Raw genomic sequence first — 17,727 nt, 5'->3', positions numbered from 1 at the left:
CCCGCCGAAGCGGGCCTTTCAACGGAGCCGAACGGGCCGGGCGGTCAGACCGCCACGCCACCGAGCTTGGTTTCCAGATATTCCAGCAGCCCTTCGCGGGCGCCCTCGCGCCCCAGACCACTCTCGTTCATGCCACCAAACGGCGCCGCCGCGCTGGTGGGGTTGATGTCGTTGATGCCGATGATGCCGAACCGCAGCCCTTCGAACATGCGGATCGCCCGGGACAGCTTCTCGGTATAGACGTAGGCCGCCAGCCCGTAATGGGTATCGTTGGCCATGGCCAGCACCTCCTCTTCGTTATCGAAGGGGATCACCGGCGCCACCGGTCCGAACGTCTCCTCGCGGTAAATACGCATGTCCGGAGTCACGTCCGCCAGCAGGGTCGGCGCATAGAAATGCCCGCGATCGGCTTCACCGGCGAACAGGCGCTCACCGCCCTGCATCAGGCGGGCGCCCTTGGCCACCGCGTCGTCCACCTGCCCGGCCACCTTGTCGATGGCCGCCTGGTTGATCAGCGGGCCGATGCTGATGCCCTCTTCCATGCCATTGCCGGCTTTCAGTTTGGCGATGCGATTGCTCATCTCCGCCAGGAACGGCTCGATGATGTCGCGCTGAACAAAAATGCGATTGGGGCTGATGCAGGCCTGACCGGTGTTAAGGAATTTCACCAGCGACAAGCCCTTGGCCGCATGCACCGGATCCACATCATTGAAGACAATGGCCGGCGCATGGCCACCCAGCTCCATGGAAACCCGTTTGAGATGGCCGCCGGCCAGCCCGGACAGGTACTTGCCCACGGGCGTGGAACCGGTGAAAGTAATTTTTTTCACCAGCGGATGAGTGCAGAACGCTTCACCCACCGGCTTCGGATCCTGTTTGGTGATCAGGTTCACCACGCCTGGCGGGAAACCGGCCTCGTGAAAAATCTCGAACATGGCCCGGGCGCACAACGGCGTCGCTTCCGCCGGTTTCAACACGATGGTGCAGCCCGCCGCCACCGCCGGCGCCAGCTTGCGGGTGATCATCGAGATCGGGTAATTCCACGGCGTGATCGCGCCGACCACGCCCACTGGATGCTGCTGTACCCAGAAGCGCTGATTGGCGCGGGCGGACGGAATGGTTTCGCCATACATACGCTTGGCTTCCTCGGCGAACCACAGCAGAAAGTCGGCGCCGTAACCCACTTCGTTGAGCGCCGCCTTGAGGGGTTTGCCCTGCTCGCGGGTCATCAACTCCGCCAGCTCCCGTTTGCGCGCCAGCATCAGCCCGTGGGCCTTGTACAGCAGCGCCGCTCGTTCATAGGCGGTGGTGGCGGACCAGGACGCGAAGGCGATGTTGGCCGCCTCGATGGCCGCCGTGATGTCGGCGTCATCAGCGTCGGCGACGGTACCGATCTGCTCATTGGTGGCGGGGTTGAACACCGCGAAGGTGTTGTCCTTGTTGATCCATTCACCGTTGATGTACATGGTTTTCTCCTGCGGGTTACAGCAGCTCTTCGGGTAGCGCCATCAGTGTATCGTCACCGAAACGCAAAGCCCGGGCGTGATGCAGATAACGGGGCAATATCTGCTCAAGGTAAAAGTGGACGTGATGCCGTTTGCGGCGAGCGAACGGGGAATCGTCTTCCGCCACGCTCAGCGCCGCGCGGCCCATTTGCCAGGCAGCCACCACGGTGGCGCTCAGCATCAAATAGTGGAAAGCGATAGCGCCGGGCAGCGTGGCACTGTCGCTGGCGCCCAGCAAAAATTCCGTGGCGTCGGCTACCGCCACCACCGCATCCGCCAACAGCGCTTTGCGTTCAGAGCCCAACACACTCTCCAGGTGCGGCTCGGCCAGAAACGCATCCATCTCCTCCAGCATCTCAAACATGGCGGTACCGCGATCACGCAAGGTCTTGCGCCCCACCAGGTCCATCGCCTGAATGCCGTTGGTGCCTTCGTAGATCGGCAGGATGCGCGCATCCCGGAACAACTGCCCGGCACCGGTTTCCTCGATGAACCCCATACCGCCATGACACTGCACGTTCAGGGACGTGACTTCCTGGGCCATCTCCGTGCACCAGCCTTTCACCAGCGGCGTGAGCAAATCCAGGCGCCGCTGATGACGGGCCCGGCGTTGCGGATCGCTTTCACCGTGCACCCGATCCACTTCGGCGCAGCCCACGTAGGCCAGCGCGCGCCCCGCCTCGGTGAGCGCATTCATCGTCATCAGCATACGGCGCACGTCCGGGTGACCGACGATCGGCCCCGCCTCACGTTGTCCGGGAGCCACACCCTGCACCCTTTCGCGGCAGTATTCGCGTGCCTGCTGACAGGCCCGTTCAGCGACGGCCACGCCCTGCAGTCCCACCGTGAGACGGGCGTTGTTCATCATCGTGAACATACAGGCCAGGCCCTGATTGGGCTTGCCCACCAGGTAACCAATGGCACCGCCATTGTCGCCGTAGCTCATGACACAGGTGGGGCTGGCGTGAATGCCGATCTTGTGTTCCAGCGAGATGGCCCGGCAATCATTGCGTTCGCCCGGGGAGCCATCCTTGTTGAGCAAATACTTGGGCACCAGGAACAAGGAAATGCCCTTCACGCCCTCCGGCGCATCGGGCAAACGGGCCAGCACCAGATGGACGATGTTGTCGGCCATGTCGTGATCGCCCCAGGTGATGAAAATTTTCTGCCCGGTGATGCGATAATGATCGCCTTCCGGGACCGCCCGCGCCTTCACCGCGGCCAGATCGGAACCGGCCTGCGGCTCGGTCAGATTCATCGTGCCACTCCAGGTACCACTGACCATGGACGGCAGATAAAGGGCCTTGAGAGACTCGTCGGCATTGGCGGCGATGGCTTCCACCGCGCCCTGGGACAACAGCGGGCAAAGCCCCCAGGACATGTTGGCGGCGTGCCACATCTCCTGCACCGCCACCGCCAGCGAGAACGGCAGCCCCTGGCCGCCGTACTCGGGATCGAACTGCAGACTGCCCCAGCCGCCTTCCACGTAGCGCTGGTAAGCGTCACGAAAACCGGGAGCGGCAACCACGCCATCCTCTTGCAGACGCACGCCATGGCGATCGCCGTCGGCATTGAGCGGCGCGATCACCGACGAGGCCAGTTTGCCGGCCTCATCCAGCACCGCTTCGGCCAGTTCACGGGACACTTCGGTAAACGGCGGCAATGCCGCCAGACCATCGATATCGGTCAGCTCGCCGAGCACGAAAGCCATGTCCTGCAACGGCGCTTTATATTCCGGCATGGGGCATCCTCTGTCTTTGTTGTTCGCGGAAGGGGTTCGCGGTGCCGTCAGCTCATGTACTGACCGCCATTCACCGACAGATTGGTGCCGGTGATGAAACCCGCCTCGTCGGCGGCCAGGAACGCCACTGCCCGGGCGATATCATCGGGCTGGCCCAACCGGCCCACGGGAATACCGGCGATGATACCTTCAAGAATGTTCTCCGGCACCTGCCGCACCATCGGGGTGTCGATATAACCCGGCGAGACGGCGTTGACGGTGACGCCCTTGCGCGCGCCTTCCTGGGCGATGGAGCGGGTGAATCCATAAACACCGGCCTTGGCGGCGGCGTAGTTGCACTGGCCGAACTGGCCCTTTTCCCCATTCAGGGAGGAGATGTTGACGATGCGGCCGAAGCCGCGCTGGCACATGCCGTCGAACACCGCCCGGCACAGGTTGTACATGGAAGTCAGGTTGGTGTTGATCACATCCTGCCAGAAGTGCGGCTCCATGCGCTTGATCGGCGCATCCCGGGTGATGCCGGCGTTATTCACCAGCACATCGATGGGACCGAGCTCCGCTTCCACACTGGCGGCAAAGGCGACGCAGGCTTCATAGTCGGTGACGTCCAAGGGACGGACGTGCACGGAATAGCCCTGCTGCTCCATGCTTTCCTGCCATTGCCGCGCCTGTTGCTCCTGTTGCGGGTCCGGATAGTAGGTCCCCACCACGGTGCGGCCCTGATCACACAGAGCCTGACACATGGCCACGCCCAAGCCGCCGGTGGCGCCGGTCACCACCGCCAATCGTTTCTCGCTCATAACTTTACGCCTTCAACAGTTTTTTCATGGATGCCGACGTGGCCACGGCCCCATCGACGGTGTAACTCTGGCTGCGCGCTTCGATACGCGGCAGCTCATAGCGATAATTAACCATCATGCCGACGGCCTGGCGCCGGCCTTTTTCGGACAGGTCCGCGGCCCAGTTCAGCCGGGCCACCTGAGCGCCGTTACTGAGATGGAAGTGGGCCACCGGATCCAGGGCGTAGCGGCCCCGGCGTTGCTCGCGGCACAGGTACCAGGCCATCAGCCGCCGCAGCGCCTCGGCACGCAAGGGATCCAGCCGCTCCGGATCCAGCAGAGCCCCGGCACTGCCGGTGTCCCGCCATACCGTACCGCCGGGCAAACCGGCCAGGACGTCGTCGGACAACCCCTCCAGCCAACGGCGGAATCCGGGGATCGGCGACAGGGTGGCGAACTGCTTCAGTTGCGGTAGTTCCTGGCGCAGCAGCTTCACCACCCGTTTGATCAGGAAGTTGCCGAAACTGATGCCCGCCAGACCGGCCTGGGCATTGGAGATGGAGTAGAAAATGGCGGTGTCCGCTTGCCGGGCATCCAGCACCGGCGCGTCTTCATCCAGTAGCGCCTGGATGCTGCCGGCCATGCCTTCCACCAGTGCCACCTCGACAAAAATCAGCGGCTCATTGGGCATGTTCGGATGGAAGAACGCGAAGCAGCGGCGGTCCGGGCGCAAACGGTTTTTCAGATCGTTCCAGCCACGGATCGCGTGCACCGCCTCATAGGCGATGAGCTTTTCCAGTAACTCGGCGCTGCTTTGCCAACTGATCTGTTCCAATTGCAGCAACCCCACGTCGAACCAGGCGCCGAGCAGCCGCTTGAGGTCCGCTTCCAGCGGTGCCAGTTGGGGATGTTCCTTGCGCAACGACAACAGTTCCGCACGCAGATCCACCAGGAACTTGACCCCCTCCGGCACGCCATTGAAACGGGTCAGCAAGGTCATGCGCGGCGGCTCCAGGGCATCACGCAGAGCCAGGGCGGCCTGCATGCGCCCCTCGCTGCCGGCCGCGCGCCATTGCTCCATGGCCTGCTCCACCCGCGCCTCGTCCACAGCGTATTGTTCCGCCAGCAACATCAGGAAACGGGCACGGCCATCGTGATTCAGAGCCTTGAATTCCCGCGCCAGGGTCACCGCCCGATCACGGGCCGCCACCTGCCCGCCATCGTCCGCCAGACAGGCGTCTATCCATTTGATCAGGCGCTCCACGTCACCGCCGTTCAGGTCCGGGGTCAGTGTCAGCTTGCCGTCCAGCAGCCGCCGCTCGTTCCAGGTCTCCAGCCCCAGCGGCACCAGTCGGCGAATGGCCTTTTCCCAAAGACCGTCATTTTGGTCCTGCATCATTGCTCTCTCCCACCAGGCCGCTCCACGCTGGTGCGGCACCGACGGCCAAGAGACTAGCAAAGCCTCATTACAAAACCAAGTATTTCTACTTGGATTCAAAAGTGTAAACCACTACACTTTTGAGTCACTGGCTTTAACTAAATGGCTTCGTGCCTTGTGAATGAACCAAAGCCACGACATAAAGAGTCACTACGTAAAATAAGGGATCCCAATGGACGAACTGCACGGTTACTACCTGGAAGACCTGAAAGTCGGCCTCAGCGCCAGCTACGCCAAGACCATTACCGAGGCCGACGTGGTACTGTTCGCCGGCATCACCGGTGACGACAATCCGGTGCACCTGAACGCGGACTATGCCGCCGGCACCCAGTTCGGCCAGCGCATCGTGCACGGCATGTTCAGCGCCGGCCTGATCTCCGCCGTGCTCGGCACCCGCCTGCCCGGCCCCGGCGCCATCTATGTGGACCAGCAGCTGTCGTTCAAGGCGCCGGTCCACATCGGCGATACCGTGGTGGCCACCGCCACCGTGCTGGAGATCGACGAAAGACGGCGCCGGGTGAAGCTGGAAACCGTCTGCCGCGTCAAAGACAAGATCGTAGCCCAGGGCGTGGCCACCAACATGGTGGACCGCCGCCCCTCCCAGTAAGACGTAGAGAGTAAGGATCCGACCATGCTGATCGAAGCCCAAGATTCCACCCTGCTGGTCATCGACGTTCAGGAACGTCTGCTGCCCGGCGTACATGAACACGAAACCCTGGTGAAGAACTGCCGCTGGCTGATTGAAGTGGCGCAGTTGATGGACGTGCCGGTGCGCTTCACCGAGCAATACCCGAAGGGCGTCGGCCCCACCACCGACCAACTACTGGAGCTGGCCGGCGACGCCAACCCCGCCATCGCCAAGACTGTGTTTTCCTGCGCCGACGCGCCCGAATGCGCCTCGCTGCTCTCGGAAGCCCGCGGCAAGACGTTCGTGCTGTGCGGCATGGAAGCCCACGTCTGTGTGATGCAAACCGCCTTGGGGCTGCACCAGGCCGGCAACAAGGTGTTCGTGGTGGCCGATGCGATCTCCGCGCGTAATCCGCTGGACACCGAGAGTGCCCTGCAACGCCTGCGTGACGAAGGCGTGCGCGTGGTCACCCGGGAAATGGTGGGTTTCGAGTGGGTTCGCGATTCCCTCGCCCCGCAATTCAAAACCTTCAGTCAGAAGTTCCTGCGCTGATACCCGAAAACACCGTCGGCGCCAATGCCGGCGGTGGTTGGGCACCGCACGAGGTACACTATGTTCCTTAGCCAGCAACCCAACCCCCCGCCCATGGACACACCGACACCGGAAGAGGGCTTCACCGCGCTCACCGACGATGCCGAGCGCAACCGCCTGCTGGCGGAGATGGCCGAGCAGTCCACCGACATGATCTCCCGGCACACACCCGGGGACTGGCGTTTCATTTATGCCTCACCGGCGGTGACTCATCTGCTCGGCTACAGCGTCGAGGAAATCGTCGGCGTCTCCGCCTATGACCTTTATCACCCGGACGATGTGGAGAATTTCCAGCGGCGCGCACCCAGCGTTCGCTACGAGCGCGGTCTGTACACTCACACCTACCGGTTCCGTTGCAAGGACGGCCATTACACCTGGCTGGAAAGCACCAGCCGCACCTTGCGCGACCCGGACACCGGCGACATCCGTGAAATCCTGGTGGTATCCCGGGACGCCAGCGGCCGTATCGAGGCGGAGCAGACCAACCGGCGGCTGGCGCGAGTACTGGAAAGCACCAGTGATCTGGTGATCTTCACTTCCCTGGATCATCGCATTACCCATCTCAACGAGTCCGCCCGCCAGGTGCTGGCCCTGGACAGCGCCACCCCGTCCGCCGCTTTGTCGGAGCTGTTCACCGAGACCAGCTACCGCCTGCTTGGCGAAGCCGCCTTCCCCACCGCCCTGCGGCGCGGCAACTGGAGCGGTGAGCTGGACATGTGTGATCGCCGCGGCCAGACCATTCCGGTTTCCCTGGAATTGCTGGCGCACCGCTCCTATCACGGCGACATGGAATACTTTTCCCTGGTGGCCCGGGATCTGAGCGCGGCCAAGGCGGCGGAAGCGCAATTGAAGGCCTATCAGGCGGAGATCGAACACGCCAGCCGGCTGGTGACCATGGGCGAGCTGGCTTCGAGCCTGGCCCACGAGCTGAATCAGCCGCTCACCGGCATCGTCAATTATCTGCGCGGCATCCAGCGCCGCTTCGGCGATCAGGCCGAGGTGCGCTGGCAGGACCTGCGCGTGCCGCTGGAAAAAACCGTGGACACCGCTCTGCGCGCTGGCGGCATTATCCACCGGATGATGGACTTCACCCGCAAAAGAGCCCCAGTACACGAAGCCATGGATTTGCTGCCGGTGGTCGACGATCTGCTGCAGTTCTGCGAACCCAACGCCGAACGCCATAATGTAGTGCTGGAAAACCGTATGACTCTGACCGACGCCCGGGTGGTGGCGGACCGCATTCAATTGGAGCAGATCCTGCTCAACCTGATCGTCAATGCCATCGAGGCCTGCCAGACTCCCGCCGGGCAACCACCGCTGAAAGTCTGGCTGGAAGCGGAGCGGCGCGGCAAACAACTGGAGATCCGGGTGCGCGATCAGGGCCCTGGCCTGCCGCCACACAGCTCGGATAAACTGTTCGAGCGCTTTTTCACCACCAAGAAGAACGGGCTGGGCATGGGCCTGGCGATCAGCCGTTCCCTGGTAGAATCCCTCGGCGGCGAACTGTGGCCCTGCGCCGTGGAAGAGGGTGGCATGGAAAAGGGAGGCGCCTGTTTCTGTTTCACCCTGGCACTGGCGGACGACGAAACGCCGACCACAACGAATTGACCCGGATCCCAATGGCAAACAGCGAATCGACGCAAACCATCCATATCATCGACGACGACGCCGATGTGCGCGACTCCCTGCAATGGCTGCTGGAGTCCGTGGGGCTGCAGGTGCGCTGTTATGAAACCGCCCTGGCGTTTCTTCAACGTTTCCAGCCCGGCGCTGGCGGTTGCGTGGTGATGGACGTGCGCATGCCCGAACTCAGCGGTATCAACGCGCAGAAGAAATTTCCCGAATACGGCATCGACCTGCCGGTGATCATGATCTCCGCCCACGGCAGTATCGACATGGCGGTGACCGCTCTCACCGACGGCGCGCTGACGTTCATCGAGAAACCGTTCGACGACCAGGTGCTGATCGACCATGTCCAGAACGCCCTTGAGCGGGACCGTCAGCACCGCCGCAAACTGCAGGCGCTGGCGGTACACCGGCAACGCTACGAAGGCCTGACCAAACGGGAACGGCAGGTGTTCGAGGAAGTGGTCAACGGCCTGTCCAATCAGGAAGTGGCCGATAAGCTCGGCATCAACCGCAAAACGGTGGAAGGCCATCGCGCCAACATGATGAGCAAGATGGCGGCGGATTCCCTGGCCGAACTGGTGCAGATCGCCATCAGCCTGCGCCAGCAGGACGCCGTTCTCCACGCCTGAACCATCCCATTCAGTTCAGTGATGCCGAGCATCTGTATAAATCATTTTTAGTGATAGGCGGACTCTGCTTAACTGGGCGCCTGCCAATGACCGCCTCTCGCTTTGGAGCCGCCCATGACCACCTCCGTCTCGCCCACCCGCCTGATATTAATGGGAGCGGCCACCACCCTGGCCGGGATCGGGCTGGGCCGTTTCGCCTACGCCGCGCAACTGCCGGGGCTGATCGAGGCCGGCTGGCTGAGCGCCCGTGACGCCGGTTTCGTCGGCGCCACCAACCTGCTGGGCTATCTGGTCGGCGCGGTACTTGCCAGCCGTCTCGCCCGCCGGCTCGGCCCCGGCGCGGTGATCAAGCTGTCCACGTTGCTGATTGCCGTCAGCTTCCTGGCCAGCATGTGGCAAGGGCCGGTGTGGTGGTTCAGTCTTTGGCGCTTCGTCGCCGGCGTCACCGGGGCCCTGCTGATGGTGGTGGCACCTTCCCTGATCGCCAGCCAGCTTCCGGAATCCAAACGCAAACGGGGCACCGCCTGGATCTTCACTGGCGTCGGCACCGGCGTGTTGATCTCCGCCACCCTGGTGCCACTGCTGATGCAGCAGGGGCCGGAACTGACCTGGCTGGGCCTCGGCCTGATCGCGCTGTTACCGGTGGCGCTGGTGTGGCGCCCCTGGCCGGGCCTGCCGCAGGCGCCCCAACAAGGACAACAGCAGGCCCGCGTCGGCCTGGTGCTGGCCGCCATCTATCTGGCCTACCTGCTGGACGCGGTGGGCTTCGTACCGCATACGGTGTTCTGGGTGGATTATCTGGAACGACAAAGAGGGTTCAGTACCTGGGCGGCGGCGATCCAGTGGGGGCTGGTGGCCCTGGGCGCCATCAGCGGCCCGTTCCTGGTCGGCGCCATTGCCCGCCATGCCGGCTGGCACCGCACCCTGTTCACCGCTTTGGCGTTGAAGGGCACGGCGGTCCTTCTGCCAATGCTAATACCGGGAACGCTGGTGGTGTCGCTTTCGTCCTTTACCGTGGGTGCACTGATCCCCGGCATGGTCGCCACCACCATGGGCCGCATCGGCGAGCTGGTGCCCGCCCATGTGCACGCCACCGCCTGGGGCCGGGCCACCGCTCTGTTCGCTGTCGGGCAAGCGGCGGCGGCCTACCTGATGGCACCGATTTACGCCAGCGCCGAACACAGCTCGCTGATTTTCATCATCGGCGGCACCGCCCTGCTGTGCGCCGCCACCCTCACTCTGGCGACGCCGTTGTTCGCCAAGCACAAACCGCTGACGGAAGCGTCCTGAACGACGAGCACGCAGGTATTCGCTGCCAGGGCAGCTCCCACAGCCGCTTCGTAGTCCCCTGTGGGAGCTGCCCTGGCAGCGAATGGCCGTGTGCATGCCTGCGTATTGCCTGTAAGCGATCCATTCCCTAACGATTCTCCACCACGATGCGCGGGAAGCGGGCTTTGTGGTCCAGCTGCCGGCAGGCCAATCGGCCGGCCATGGCCAGGGCCACGTTTCGATATTGCCGTGCCACCGCGCCATCCGGTTGTGCCAGCACCGATGGCAGCCCGGCATCGGCCTGGGTACGAATACCCACATCCAGCGGCAGTTGGCCGAGCAACGGCACCTGGTAATCCTCCGCCATGCGGCCACCACCGCCGCTGCCGAAAATCGCTTCCTGATGTCCGCAGTGGCTGCACACATGAGTACTCATGTTCTCGATCACGCCAAGCACCGGAATGTCCACCTTCTCGAACATACGCAACGCTTTGCGCGCGTCCAGCAGGGCAATGTCCTGGGGCGTCGTCACCACCACCGCGCCGGCCACCGGAATCTGCTGGGCCAGTGTCAGTTGCACGTCGCCGGTACCCGGCGGCAGGTCCACCAGCAGATAATCGAGATCCCGCCAACGAGTATTCTTGAGCAACTGCGTCAGTGCCCGGGTCACCATGGAGCCACGCCAGATCACCGGCGAATCCTCTTCCACCATGAAGCCCGCCGACATGATCTGCACACCGTGGCCGATCAGCGGTGTCATCCGTTTGCCATCATCGCTTTGCGGCCGCTCATCAACGCCCATCATGCGCGGCTGGCTGGGACCGTAAATGTCCGCATCGAGAATGCCCACCCGCGCGCCTTCCGCCTGCAAGGCCAGCGCCAGATTGGCGGTGGTGGTGGATTTTCCGACACCGCCCTTGCCCGACGCCACCGCGATAATGTTGCGCACTTCCGGCAACGGCTCCATACCACCCTGGACACGATGTGGGCGCACCTGCCACTCCATATCCACGGCCATCCGCATTGCATTGGCATGAACACGCAGATAGTCGATCAGGCCCGCCGCGCTTTCTTCTTTATAATTGTCCGCCGGGAATCCCAGGGACACTTTCAAAGTCGCGATGCCACCGTCCACCGATATGTTTCTGAGCGCTTTGCTGCTGATTAGATCCTGGCCCTGCATTGGTTCTTTCCAATGGCGCAGAAGATGGCGTAAGTGCGTGGTATCCAGGGTTGTCATGGGAGGCTCTCCTGACCGGTCATACCTTTTAAGGCAGCAATTTCCATGCCGCGAGGTGTGCCGTGGACAGAAAAGACGGATATCCATATTAAAAAACATTCTTTGATCTGTTCCTTCGCTCTTTCATACCCTGTTCCGCATCGTCCACCTCGACGATACCGCCTACCCGTCCGCGGGCGGCCCGACATCTCCGACGGGAATCACGCCGCGGCCAGCAACTTGTTCTAGTTGTCGTACCGTTACGCCTCGCCTTGTCCCGAAAACTGGCGTCATCACTGTGCATCTGCCCCAGCAAGGGGCAAGTGCACCTTGCGCCCGGATTCTGTCGCAAACACCAAACAAGAAAATTGCCCTTATAAAACATACGGATACGAACAGGCCTTCGAAAACTGGCACGTCTAATGCGTTTTATAAGCAGTGGTGATGTCTTGTTAGTACAAGTGAACTCTCAATGAGGAAACCGGACATGAATCACAAACGCTACGGCGTCGCGGCCTGCTTGAGCATTTTCATCGGGCTCGCTTCGACACCGGTACTCGCGGAAAGCATTCGCATTGGCATTGGCCACCAAAGCATGGTGACCAACACCGTGTCGGGCGGTGTTGTTCTGGAAAAACTGGATCTGATTGAAAAATACTTACCCAGGACCGGTAAGTACCAGGACGCGGACTACGATATTGTGTTCAAGGACTACGACTCCGGGCCACCGATCACCAACCAGATGCTGGCCGGGAAACTGGACTTCGGTGTCATGGGCGATTACCCGTTGATCGTCAATGGCGCCAAGTTCCAGGAAGGCGGCCGCGCCGAAACCCGCTTCATCGCCATCACCGGCTATAACAAGGAAGGCACCGGTAATGGCATCGTGGTACCGGTGGACTCCCCCGCCCAATCCCTCTCCGACCTTGCCGGCAAGGCCATTTCCACCCCGGTGGGCAGCGCGGCCTGGGGCATGACCCTGAAGGCACTGCGGGACGAAGGGCTGATCGACGAGGTCACCATCGTCAATCAGTCACCGCCGGTGGGCGCCGCCAATATTGCCGCCGGTAAAATCGACGCCCATGCCGATTTCTGCCCCTGGTCCGAGATCATGGAATTCCGCGGTACCGGCCGAAAAATTTACGACGGTCGCCAGGCCGGCATCCCCACCTTCCACGGCATCGTGGTGCGCGAATCCTACGCCCGGAACTATCCCGAGGTAGTGCAGGCGGTTCTGGAAGCCACGCTCGAAGCGCAACAATGGATCCGGGACGATCCAGTACGTGCCGCCGAACAGGTCTCCAAGTGGACTGGTGTGGAAAAAGAAGTGCTTTATCTGTACTTCAGTGACGGTGGCATCACCACCATGGACGCCAGTGTCAAACCGGACTGGGTGGCGGCCATGAAGTACGACCATGAGCTTCTGCAAAACGAGAAACAGGTTCCGGATCTCAACTTCGACGCCTGGGTGGACGACAGCTACCTGCGTAGCGCCTACGCCGCCGCCGGCCTCGACTACGACGAGGCGATCGCCACCATGGTCACCCCGATTCCGGATAATCCAGCATTGCAGCCGGCGGAAATCTGGTACGCCGACAACGGCATCAAAGGCTACCCCTCCATCGATGCCATGCTGGTCGCCGAACGGCGGGCGGATGAGACCGGCGCCGATATCAACGCCACCTACGTCTACGACAAGAACAGTGGTCTGAAGCTGTTTGGCAAAAGCGCCTTCTATGCCCGCAACGGCGAGCAACTGGCCGCGTTCATGCGTCGCCCGGAGGCCGAAGCCTTCGCCACCGACGGCAGAGTTTTCAGCTACCGGCAAATTCTCCAAAGCCCCAATGACAACGCGCTGGCCGAACGGTGATCGCGAGTCAGGGAGGAGCGCATAATGAGTTTGAACAATAGCGACATCGGCGGCGAGGCCGGCAGCCCGGTGATCGACCAGGTCGATACCCCAGCCGCCGACACCGTCGCCACCATGGCACGCCAGGCGCCGGTGCGTTTGCCGGAAACCGTGCGCCGTTATCTGGTTCGAGTCCTGGCCCTTCTGGCCGCTCTTCTGGTATGGCACTGGGCGTCCAGCAGGGGCTTCAATCTATTCATCAACTTCGAGAATGTACCCGGTCCGCTGGTGGTGGGCCAGGCGCTGATCGAAGCGCTGTCCAGCGCCGATTTCTACCTGCACATTCTGCACAGTTTGCGACGTATCGCCGTCGCTTATGTGGTGGCCGTGGTGCTCGGTGTCGGGCTGGGCATTCTGATGGGACGCTCGCGTCTCGCCGAAGACATCATCACCCCTTATATCGAATTGCTCAGACCGATACCGGCGGTGGCCTGGATTCCATTAGCCATCCTGATGATGCCCAGCGAAGAATCCAGCATTATCTTCATTACCTTTCTGGGCGCTCTGTTTCCAATCGTCATCAACACCGTGCACGGCGTCGAGCAGACGCCGAAAGTGCTGGTACGGGCGGCACGCAGTCTCGGTGCCAGCAACGCCGCTATCCTCCGGCATGTGGTGCTGCCCGGCGCACTGCCGAGTATTGTCGCCGGTCTCGCCATTGGCATGGGCGTCGCCTGGTTCTCCCTGCTGGCCGGCGAAATCATCAGCGGCCAGTACGGCATCGGTTACTTCACCTGGTCCGCTTACACCCTGATCCAGTACCCGCAAATCATCATCGGCATGTTGATGATCGGCGGTCTCGGCACGCTCTGCACACTCCTGATCAAGTTGCTTTGCCGGCCGCTGCTGCGCTGGCAGGTAGGGGAGAACGATCGATGAGACCAGCCACCAAATCGACCCCGGAAAGCGCCTTACAAGAGCAGACCCGTTCCCAGGAGAACACCATGACGTCCGCCATCGATATGATCCAGAGGCTGCCTCAACCACCGGAACGCAGCGCAAAAACTCCCGGCGGAGAACGCGGCCATATCGAGATTCGCGACGTCTCGGTGGAGTTCGAACGCAGTGGCGATTGGGCTACCGCGGTACACCGCGCTCAGGTGGATATCCGACCCGGTGAGTTTGTCTGCCTGCTCGGCCCCTCCGGCTGCGGCAAGTCCACGTTACTGAATGCGGTAGCCGGATTCGTCACCCCCACCCGGGGCGAACTTCTGGTGGACGGCGCTCCGGTCACGGCCCCTGGGCCGGATCGCGGCATGGTGTTCCAGCAGCATTCCCTTTTTCCTTGGAAAACCGTGCGCGACAACGTGGCTTTCGGCCCTTTGATGTCAGGGCTTGGCCGCAACGAGGCGATGAGTCTGGCGCGTACCTTTTTAGGCCTGGTCGGCTTGTCCGCCCACGCCAATGCCTTTCCTGCCACCTTGTCCGGCGGCATGCAGCAACGTGTGGGGATTGCCCGCGCGCTCGCCAACTACCCCAGCGTGTTGCTGATGGATGAGCCGTTCGGCGCTCTTGACGCCCAGACCCGCACCATGATGCAGGAGAGCCTGCTGGATATCTGGAGCGAGTTCGGCAACACCGTTTTGTTCGTCACCCATGACATCGACGAAGCCGTGTTTCTGTCCGACCGCATTCTGATCATGAGTGCCAGCCCTGGCCGCATCATCGCTGACATTTCCGTGGATCTGCCACGTCCACGCATTCAGGACCTGTTGACCCGGCCCGAATTCATGGCACTGAAGCGTGAGTGCCTGGATCTGATCCGCCGTGAAACCCTGCGCGCGTTCGAACAACAGAACGGACAGGCTGGCTGAGATGGTTTTCATGCCGCCCCCGTTTACGCCCATGAATGCCATGACCTGTCATAACAAGAGGACGGTACCGTGAGCAAAACCCTGACCCGGCCGCTATCGAACCGGTCGCCGCAACCGCTGTACTTACAGATCAAAGATCAGCTTCGGCGCCGCATTCTCGAAGGCGACTATCGCCCCCACGAGAAACTGCCATCGGAAAGCGAGTTGATGGGCGCCTTCGGCGTCAGTCGCATCACTATTCGACAGGCGTTGCGCGATCTGCATAACGAGGGCCTGGTATTCAGCGCCCAGGGCAAAGGCACCTTCGTCAGCAAACCCAAGGCGGTGCAGAGCGTGGAGCACCTGCAGGGCTTTGGTGAAGCCATGGCCGCGCAAGGATACGAAGCCTCCGCCCGTTTGATCAGCATCCAGCAGTTGAAGGCACCAAAGGCGGTGGTTGCCGCGTTGCGGCTCGGCGGCGGCGACGATGTCGTGGAAGTGACCCGGGTACGTTTCCTCAACCGTGAGGCGTTATCCCTGGAGCGCAGCTACTTCCCGCTGGATATTGGCCGACGCCTGTTCGGCATGGATCTGAGCGGCGACATTTTTCCAATGTTGGAAAACCTCTTTGCCATCCCCCTGGGTGAAGCAAGCATCCGCATCGAAGCGGCGCTCTCCGATCAGGACACCCGCACTCATCTGAACCTGCAACCCGGCGAACCGGTACTGCGGGTGGAACGCCTTACCCATGACCGCCGGGGACGCCCCATCGACTTCGAATATCTGAGCTTCCGTGGCGACTCTTTCAAATATCACTTCCGTGTGGATCGGAAATAGGAGGAAACATGAACTTCGACGACGTAGCCATCATCGATACCGATGTGCTGGTGATCGGCGGCGGCACCGCCGGTCCGATGGCCGCGGTGACGGTCAAGGAACGTTACCCGGACCTCGACGTGACCTTGCTGGAGAAAGCCAACGTCAAACGCTCCGGTGCCATCTCCATGGGCATGGACGGTTTGAACAACGCCATAGTCCCCGGTCACGCCACTCCGGAGCAGTATGTCCGGGAGATCACCATCGCCAACGACGGCATCGTCCACCAGCCGGCGCTGATGGCGTATGCCCAGCGGTCCTACCCGATGATCGAAAAGCTGGATTCCTGGGGCGTTCATTTTCAGAAAGACGAAACCGGTGACTACGACATGAAAAAGGTGCATCACCTCGGCACCTATGTCCTGCCAATGCCGGAAGGCCACAACGTCAAGAAAATTCTCTACCGGCGCTTGCGCCGCCACCGGGTCAAAGTGGAAAACCGCTACCAGGCCACCCGGCTGCTCAAGGACACCGCGGGCAATGTTTCCGGCATGATCGGCATCAACACCCGCACCGCCGAGCCCATCATCATCCGTGCCAAGGCGGTGGTGATGGCCACCGGCGCGGCCGGTCGCATCGGGTTGCCGCATTCCGGCTACCTGTTCGGCACCTATGAAAACCCGGCCAACTCCGGCGACGGCCACGCCATGGCCTATCACGCCGGCGCCGACCTGGCCAATCTCGAATGCTATCAGGTCAACCCGTTGCTGAAGGACTATAACGGGCCGGCCTGCGCCTATGTCACCGGACCGCTCGGCGGTTTCACTTCCAATGCCTTCGGTGAACGTTTCATCGAATGCGACTACTGGTCCGGGCAGATGATGCTGGAGTTCTTCAAGGAACTGGAATCCGGCAAGGGACCGGTGTTTCTGAAACTGGATCACCTCGCCGAGGAAACCATTCAGGAAATCGAAACGGTTCTGCACACCAATGAGCGACCCAGCCGCGGCCGCTTCCATGACGGCCGTCAGGTCAACTACCGCAAACGCATGGTCGAGATGCACATTTCCGAGATCGGCTTCTGCAGCGGCCACTCCGCCTCTGGCGTCTGGGTGGACGAGACCGGTGCCACCACCGTGCCAGGGCTGTACGCCGCTGGCGACATGGCCTCGGTACCGCACAACTACATGCTGGGCGCTTTTGTGTATGGCCAGATCTGCGGCGAAAGCGCCGCGGACTTCGCGCAACAGCGTAGCGAATTTGAACTGGACAAAACGCTGATCGAGAAGGAGCTGATCCGCCTTCGCGCGCCGTTGGAGCGGGCCGACGGTATCCCTCCGGAACAGATGGAGTACAAAGTACGGCGTCTGGTCAACGACTACCTGCAACCGCCGAAGGTCAGCCGCCGCATGGAGATCGGTCTGGAACGAATTCTCTCGGTCCGTGCCGACCTGCCATTGCTCAAGGCCGGCGACGCCCACGAGCTGATGCGCGCCATGGAAGTGCACTCCATCGTCGATTGCGCCGAGATGGCCGCCCGCGCCTCACTCTACCGCACCGAGTCGCGCTGGGGCCTGTACCACTATCGCGTGGACTTTCCCGAAACCGACGAACAGCAGTGGTTCTGTCACAGCCGTCTGTACAAGGACGAGTCCGGCGCGATGGCCAGCGGAACCCGTCCGATCGCCCCGTACATCGTTTCACTCGGCGAAGACAAGGACGCCTACAACCAGTTGCGCGTGAAACAAGCCGCCAACGCCTGATTCCGACGAGGAGATTCC

15 protein-coding genes are annotated in these 17,727 nt (G+C 62.0%); 10 read left to right on the top strand and 5 right to left on the bottom strand.

The features are described 5' to 3' along the window. Window positions 1-44 precede the first annotated feature (44 nt). From MA04_RS15370 to MA04_RS15355, 4 genes are read right to left on the bottom strand one after another with little or no spacing between them, the layout of a single operon-like run. Window positions 45-1,466 (bottom strand): NAD-dependent succinate-semialdehyde dehydrogenase, encoded by a 1,422-nt coding sequence (locus MA04_RS15370; RefSeq protein ID WP_262461405.1) that lies wholly within the window; start codon window positions 1,464-1,466, stop codon window positions 45-47. 16 nt (window positions 1,467-1,482) lie between these two features. Beyond that, window positions 1,483-3,246: an acyl-CoA dehydrogenase gene (locus MA04_RS15365; RefSeq protein WP_262461404.1), complete on the bottom strand. Its 1,764-nt coding sequence runs from the start codon at window positions 3,244-3,246 to the stop codon at window positions 1,483-1,485. 47 nt (window positions 3,247-3,293) lie between these two features. Next, the gene (gene phbB, locus MA04_RS15360) at window positions 3,294-4,046 is read right to left on the bottom strand and encodes an acetoacetyl-CoA reductase (RefSeq protein WP_262461402.1); all 753 of its coding nucleotides are present in this window, start codon (window positions 4,044-4,046) and stop codon (window positions 3,294-3,296) included. A gap of 4 nt (window positions 4,047-4,050) precedes the next feature. After that, window positions 4,051-5,424, bottom strand: coding sequence for a malonyl-CoA decarboxylase (locus MA04_RS15355; RefSeq protein WP_262461400.1), 1,374 nt, complete (start codon window positions 5,422-5,424; stop codon window positions 4,051-4,053). Window positions 5,425-5,635: 211 nt separating this feature from the next. Between MA04_RS15355 and MA04_RS15350 the strand changes: the two genes are divergently transcribed. From MA04_RS15350 to MA04_RS15330, 5 genes are all read left to right on the top strand, one after another. Beyond that, a complete protein-coding gene (locus MA04_RS15350) occupies window positions 5,636-6,070 on the top strand; it encodes a MaoC family dehydratase (RefSeq protein ID WP_014996430.1) in 435 nt (144 codons plus the stop codon). Between the two features lie 24 nt (window positions 6,071-6,094). Then, complete coding sequence (locus MA04_RS15345) at window positions 6,095-6,643, top strand: isochorismatase family protein (protein ID WP_163122094.1); 549 nt, start codon at window positions 6,095-6,097, stop codon at window positions 6,641-6,643. 60 nt (window positions 6,644-6,703) lie between these two features. Continuing rightward, a complete protein-coding gene (locus MA04_RS15340; protein ID WP_240342659.1) occupies window positions 6,704-8,290 on the top strand; it encodes an ATP-binding protein in 1,587 nt (528 codons plus the stop codon). Between the two features lie 11 nt (window positions 8,291-8,301). Continuing rightward, window positions 8,302-8,940, top strand: coding sequence for a response regulator transcription factor (locus MA04_RS15335; RefSeq protein ID WP_163122097.1), 639 nt, complete (start codon window positions 8,302-8,304; stop codon window positions 8,938-8,940). A gap of 114 nt (window positions 8,941-9,054) precedes the next feature. Continuing rightward, entirely contained in the window at window positions 9,055-10,230 is a 1,176-nt protein-coding gene (locus tag MA04_RS15330) for an MFS transporter (protein ID WP_262461396.1), read from the top strand. A gap of 127 nt (window positions 10,231-10,357) precedes the next feature. Here the strand turns inward: MA04_RS15330 and apbC are convergent, their stop codons facing one another. After that, complete coding sequence (gene apbC / locus MA04_RS15325) at window positions 10,358-11,449, bottom strand: iron-sulfur cluster carrier protein ApbC (RefSeq protein ID WP_262461394.1); 1,092 nt, start codon at window positions 11,447-11,449, stop codon at window positions 10,358-10,360. A 466-nt stretch (window positions 11,450-11,915) separates the two neighbouring features. On the opposite strand from apbC, the gene MA04_RS15320 reads away from it, so the two are divergent. The 5 genes from MA04_RS15320 (at window position 11,916) to MA04_RS15300 (ending at window position 17,709) form a co-directional block, all read left to right on the top strand. Beyond that, window positions 11,916-13,298, top strand: a complete 1,383-nt coding sequence (locus MA04_RS15320) for an ABC transporter substrate-binding protein (protein WP_262461392.1) — start codon at window positions 11,916-11,918, stop codon at window positions 13,296-13,298. Between the two features lie 24 nt (window positions 13,299-13,322). Continuing rightward, on the top strand, window positions 13,323-14,216 hold the full coding sequence (locus MA04_RS15315) for an ABC transporter permease (protein ID WP_262461390.1): 894 nt from the start codon (window positions 13,323-13,325) through the stop codon (window positions 14,214-14,216). Further along, on the top strand, window positions 14,213-15,151 hold the full coding sequence (locus MA04_RS15310) for an ABC transporter ATP-binding protein (protein WP_262461388.1): 939 nt from the start codon (window positions 14,213-14,215) through the stop codon (window positions 15,149-15,151). Before MA04_RS15315 ends, MA04_RS15310 begins: the two co-directional genes overlap by 4 nt. A 69-nt stretch (window positions 15,152-15,220) precedes the next feature. Next, window positions 15,221-15,967: a GntR family transcriptional regulator gene (locus MA04_RS15305; RefSeq protein WP_014996439.1), complete on the top strand. Its 747-nt coding sequence runs from the start codon at window positions 15,221-15,223 to the stop codon at window positions 15,965-15,967. A gap of 8 nt (window positions 15,968-15,975) precedes the next feature. After that, window positions 15,976-17,709 carry a fumarate reductase/succinate dehydrogenase flavoprotein subunit gene (locus MA04_RS15300; protein ID WP_163122112.1) on the top strand — a complete coding sequence of 578 codons (1,734 nt, stop codon included), beginning with the start codon at window positions 15,976-15,978 and terminating at the stop codon, window positions 17,707-17,709. Window positions 17,710-17,727 lie beyond the last annotated feature (18 nt).

This window comes from Alloalcanivorax balearicus MACL04 (assembly GCF_025532145.1).
Classification (GTDB): Bacteria; Pseudomonadota; Gammaproteobacteria; order Pseudomonadales; family Alcanivoracaceae; genus Alloalcanivorax; species Alloalcanivorax balearicus.
This window is presented reverse-complemented; position numbering and strand designations above follow the sequence as displayed.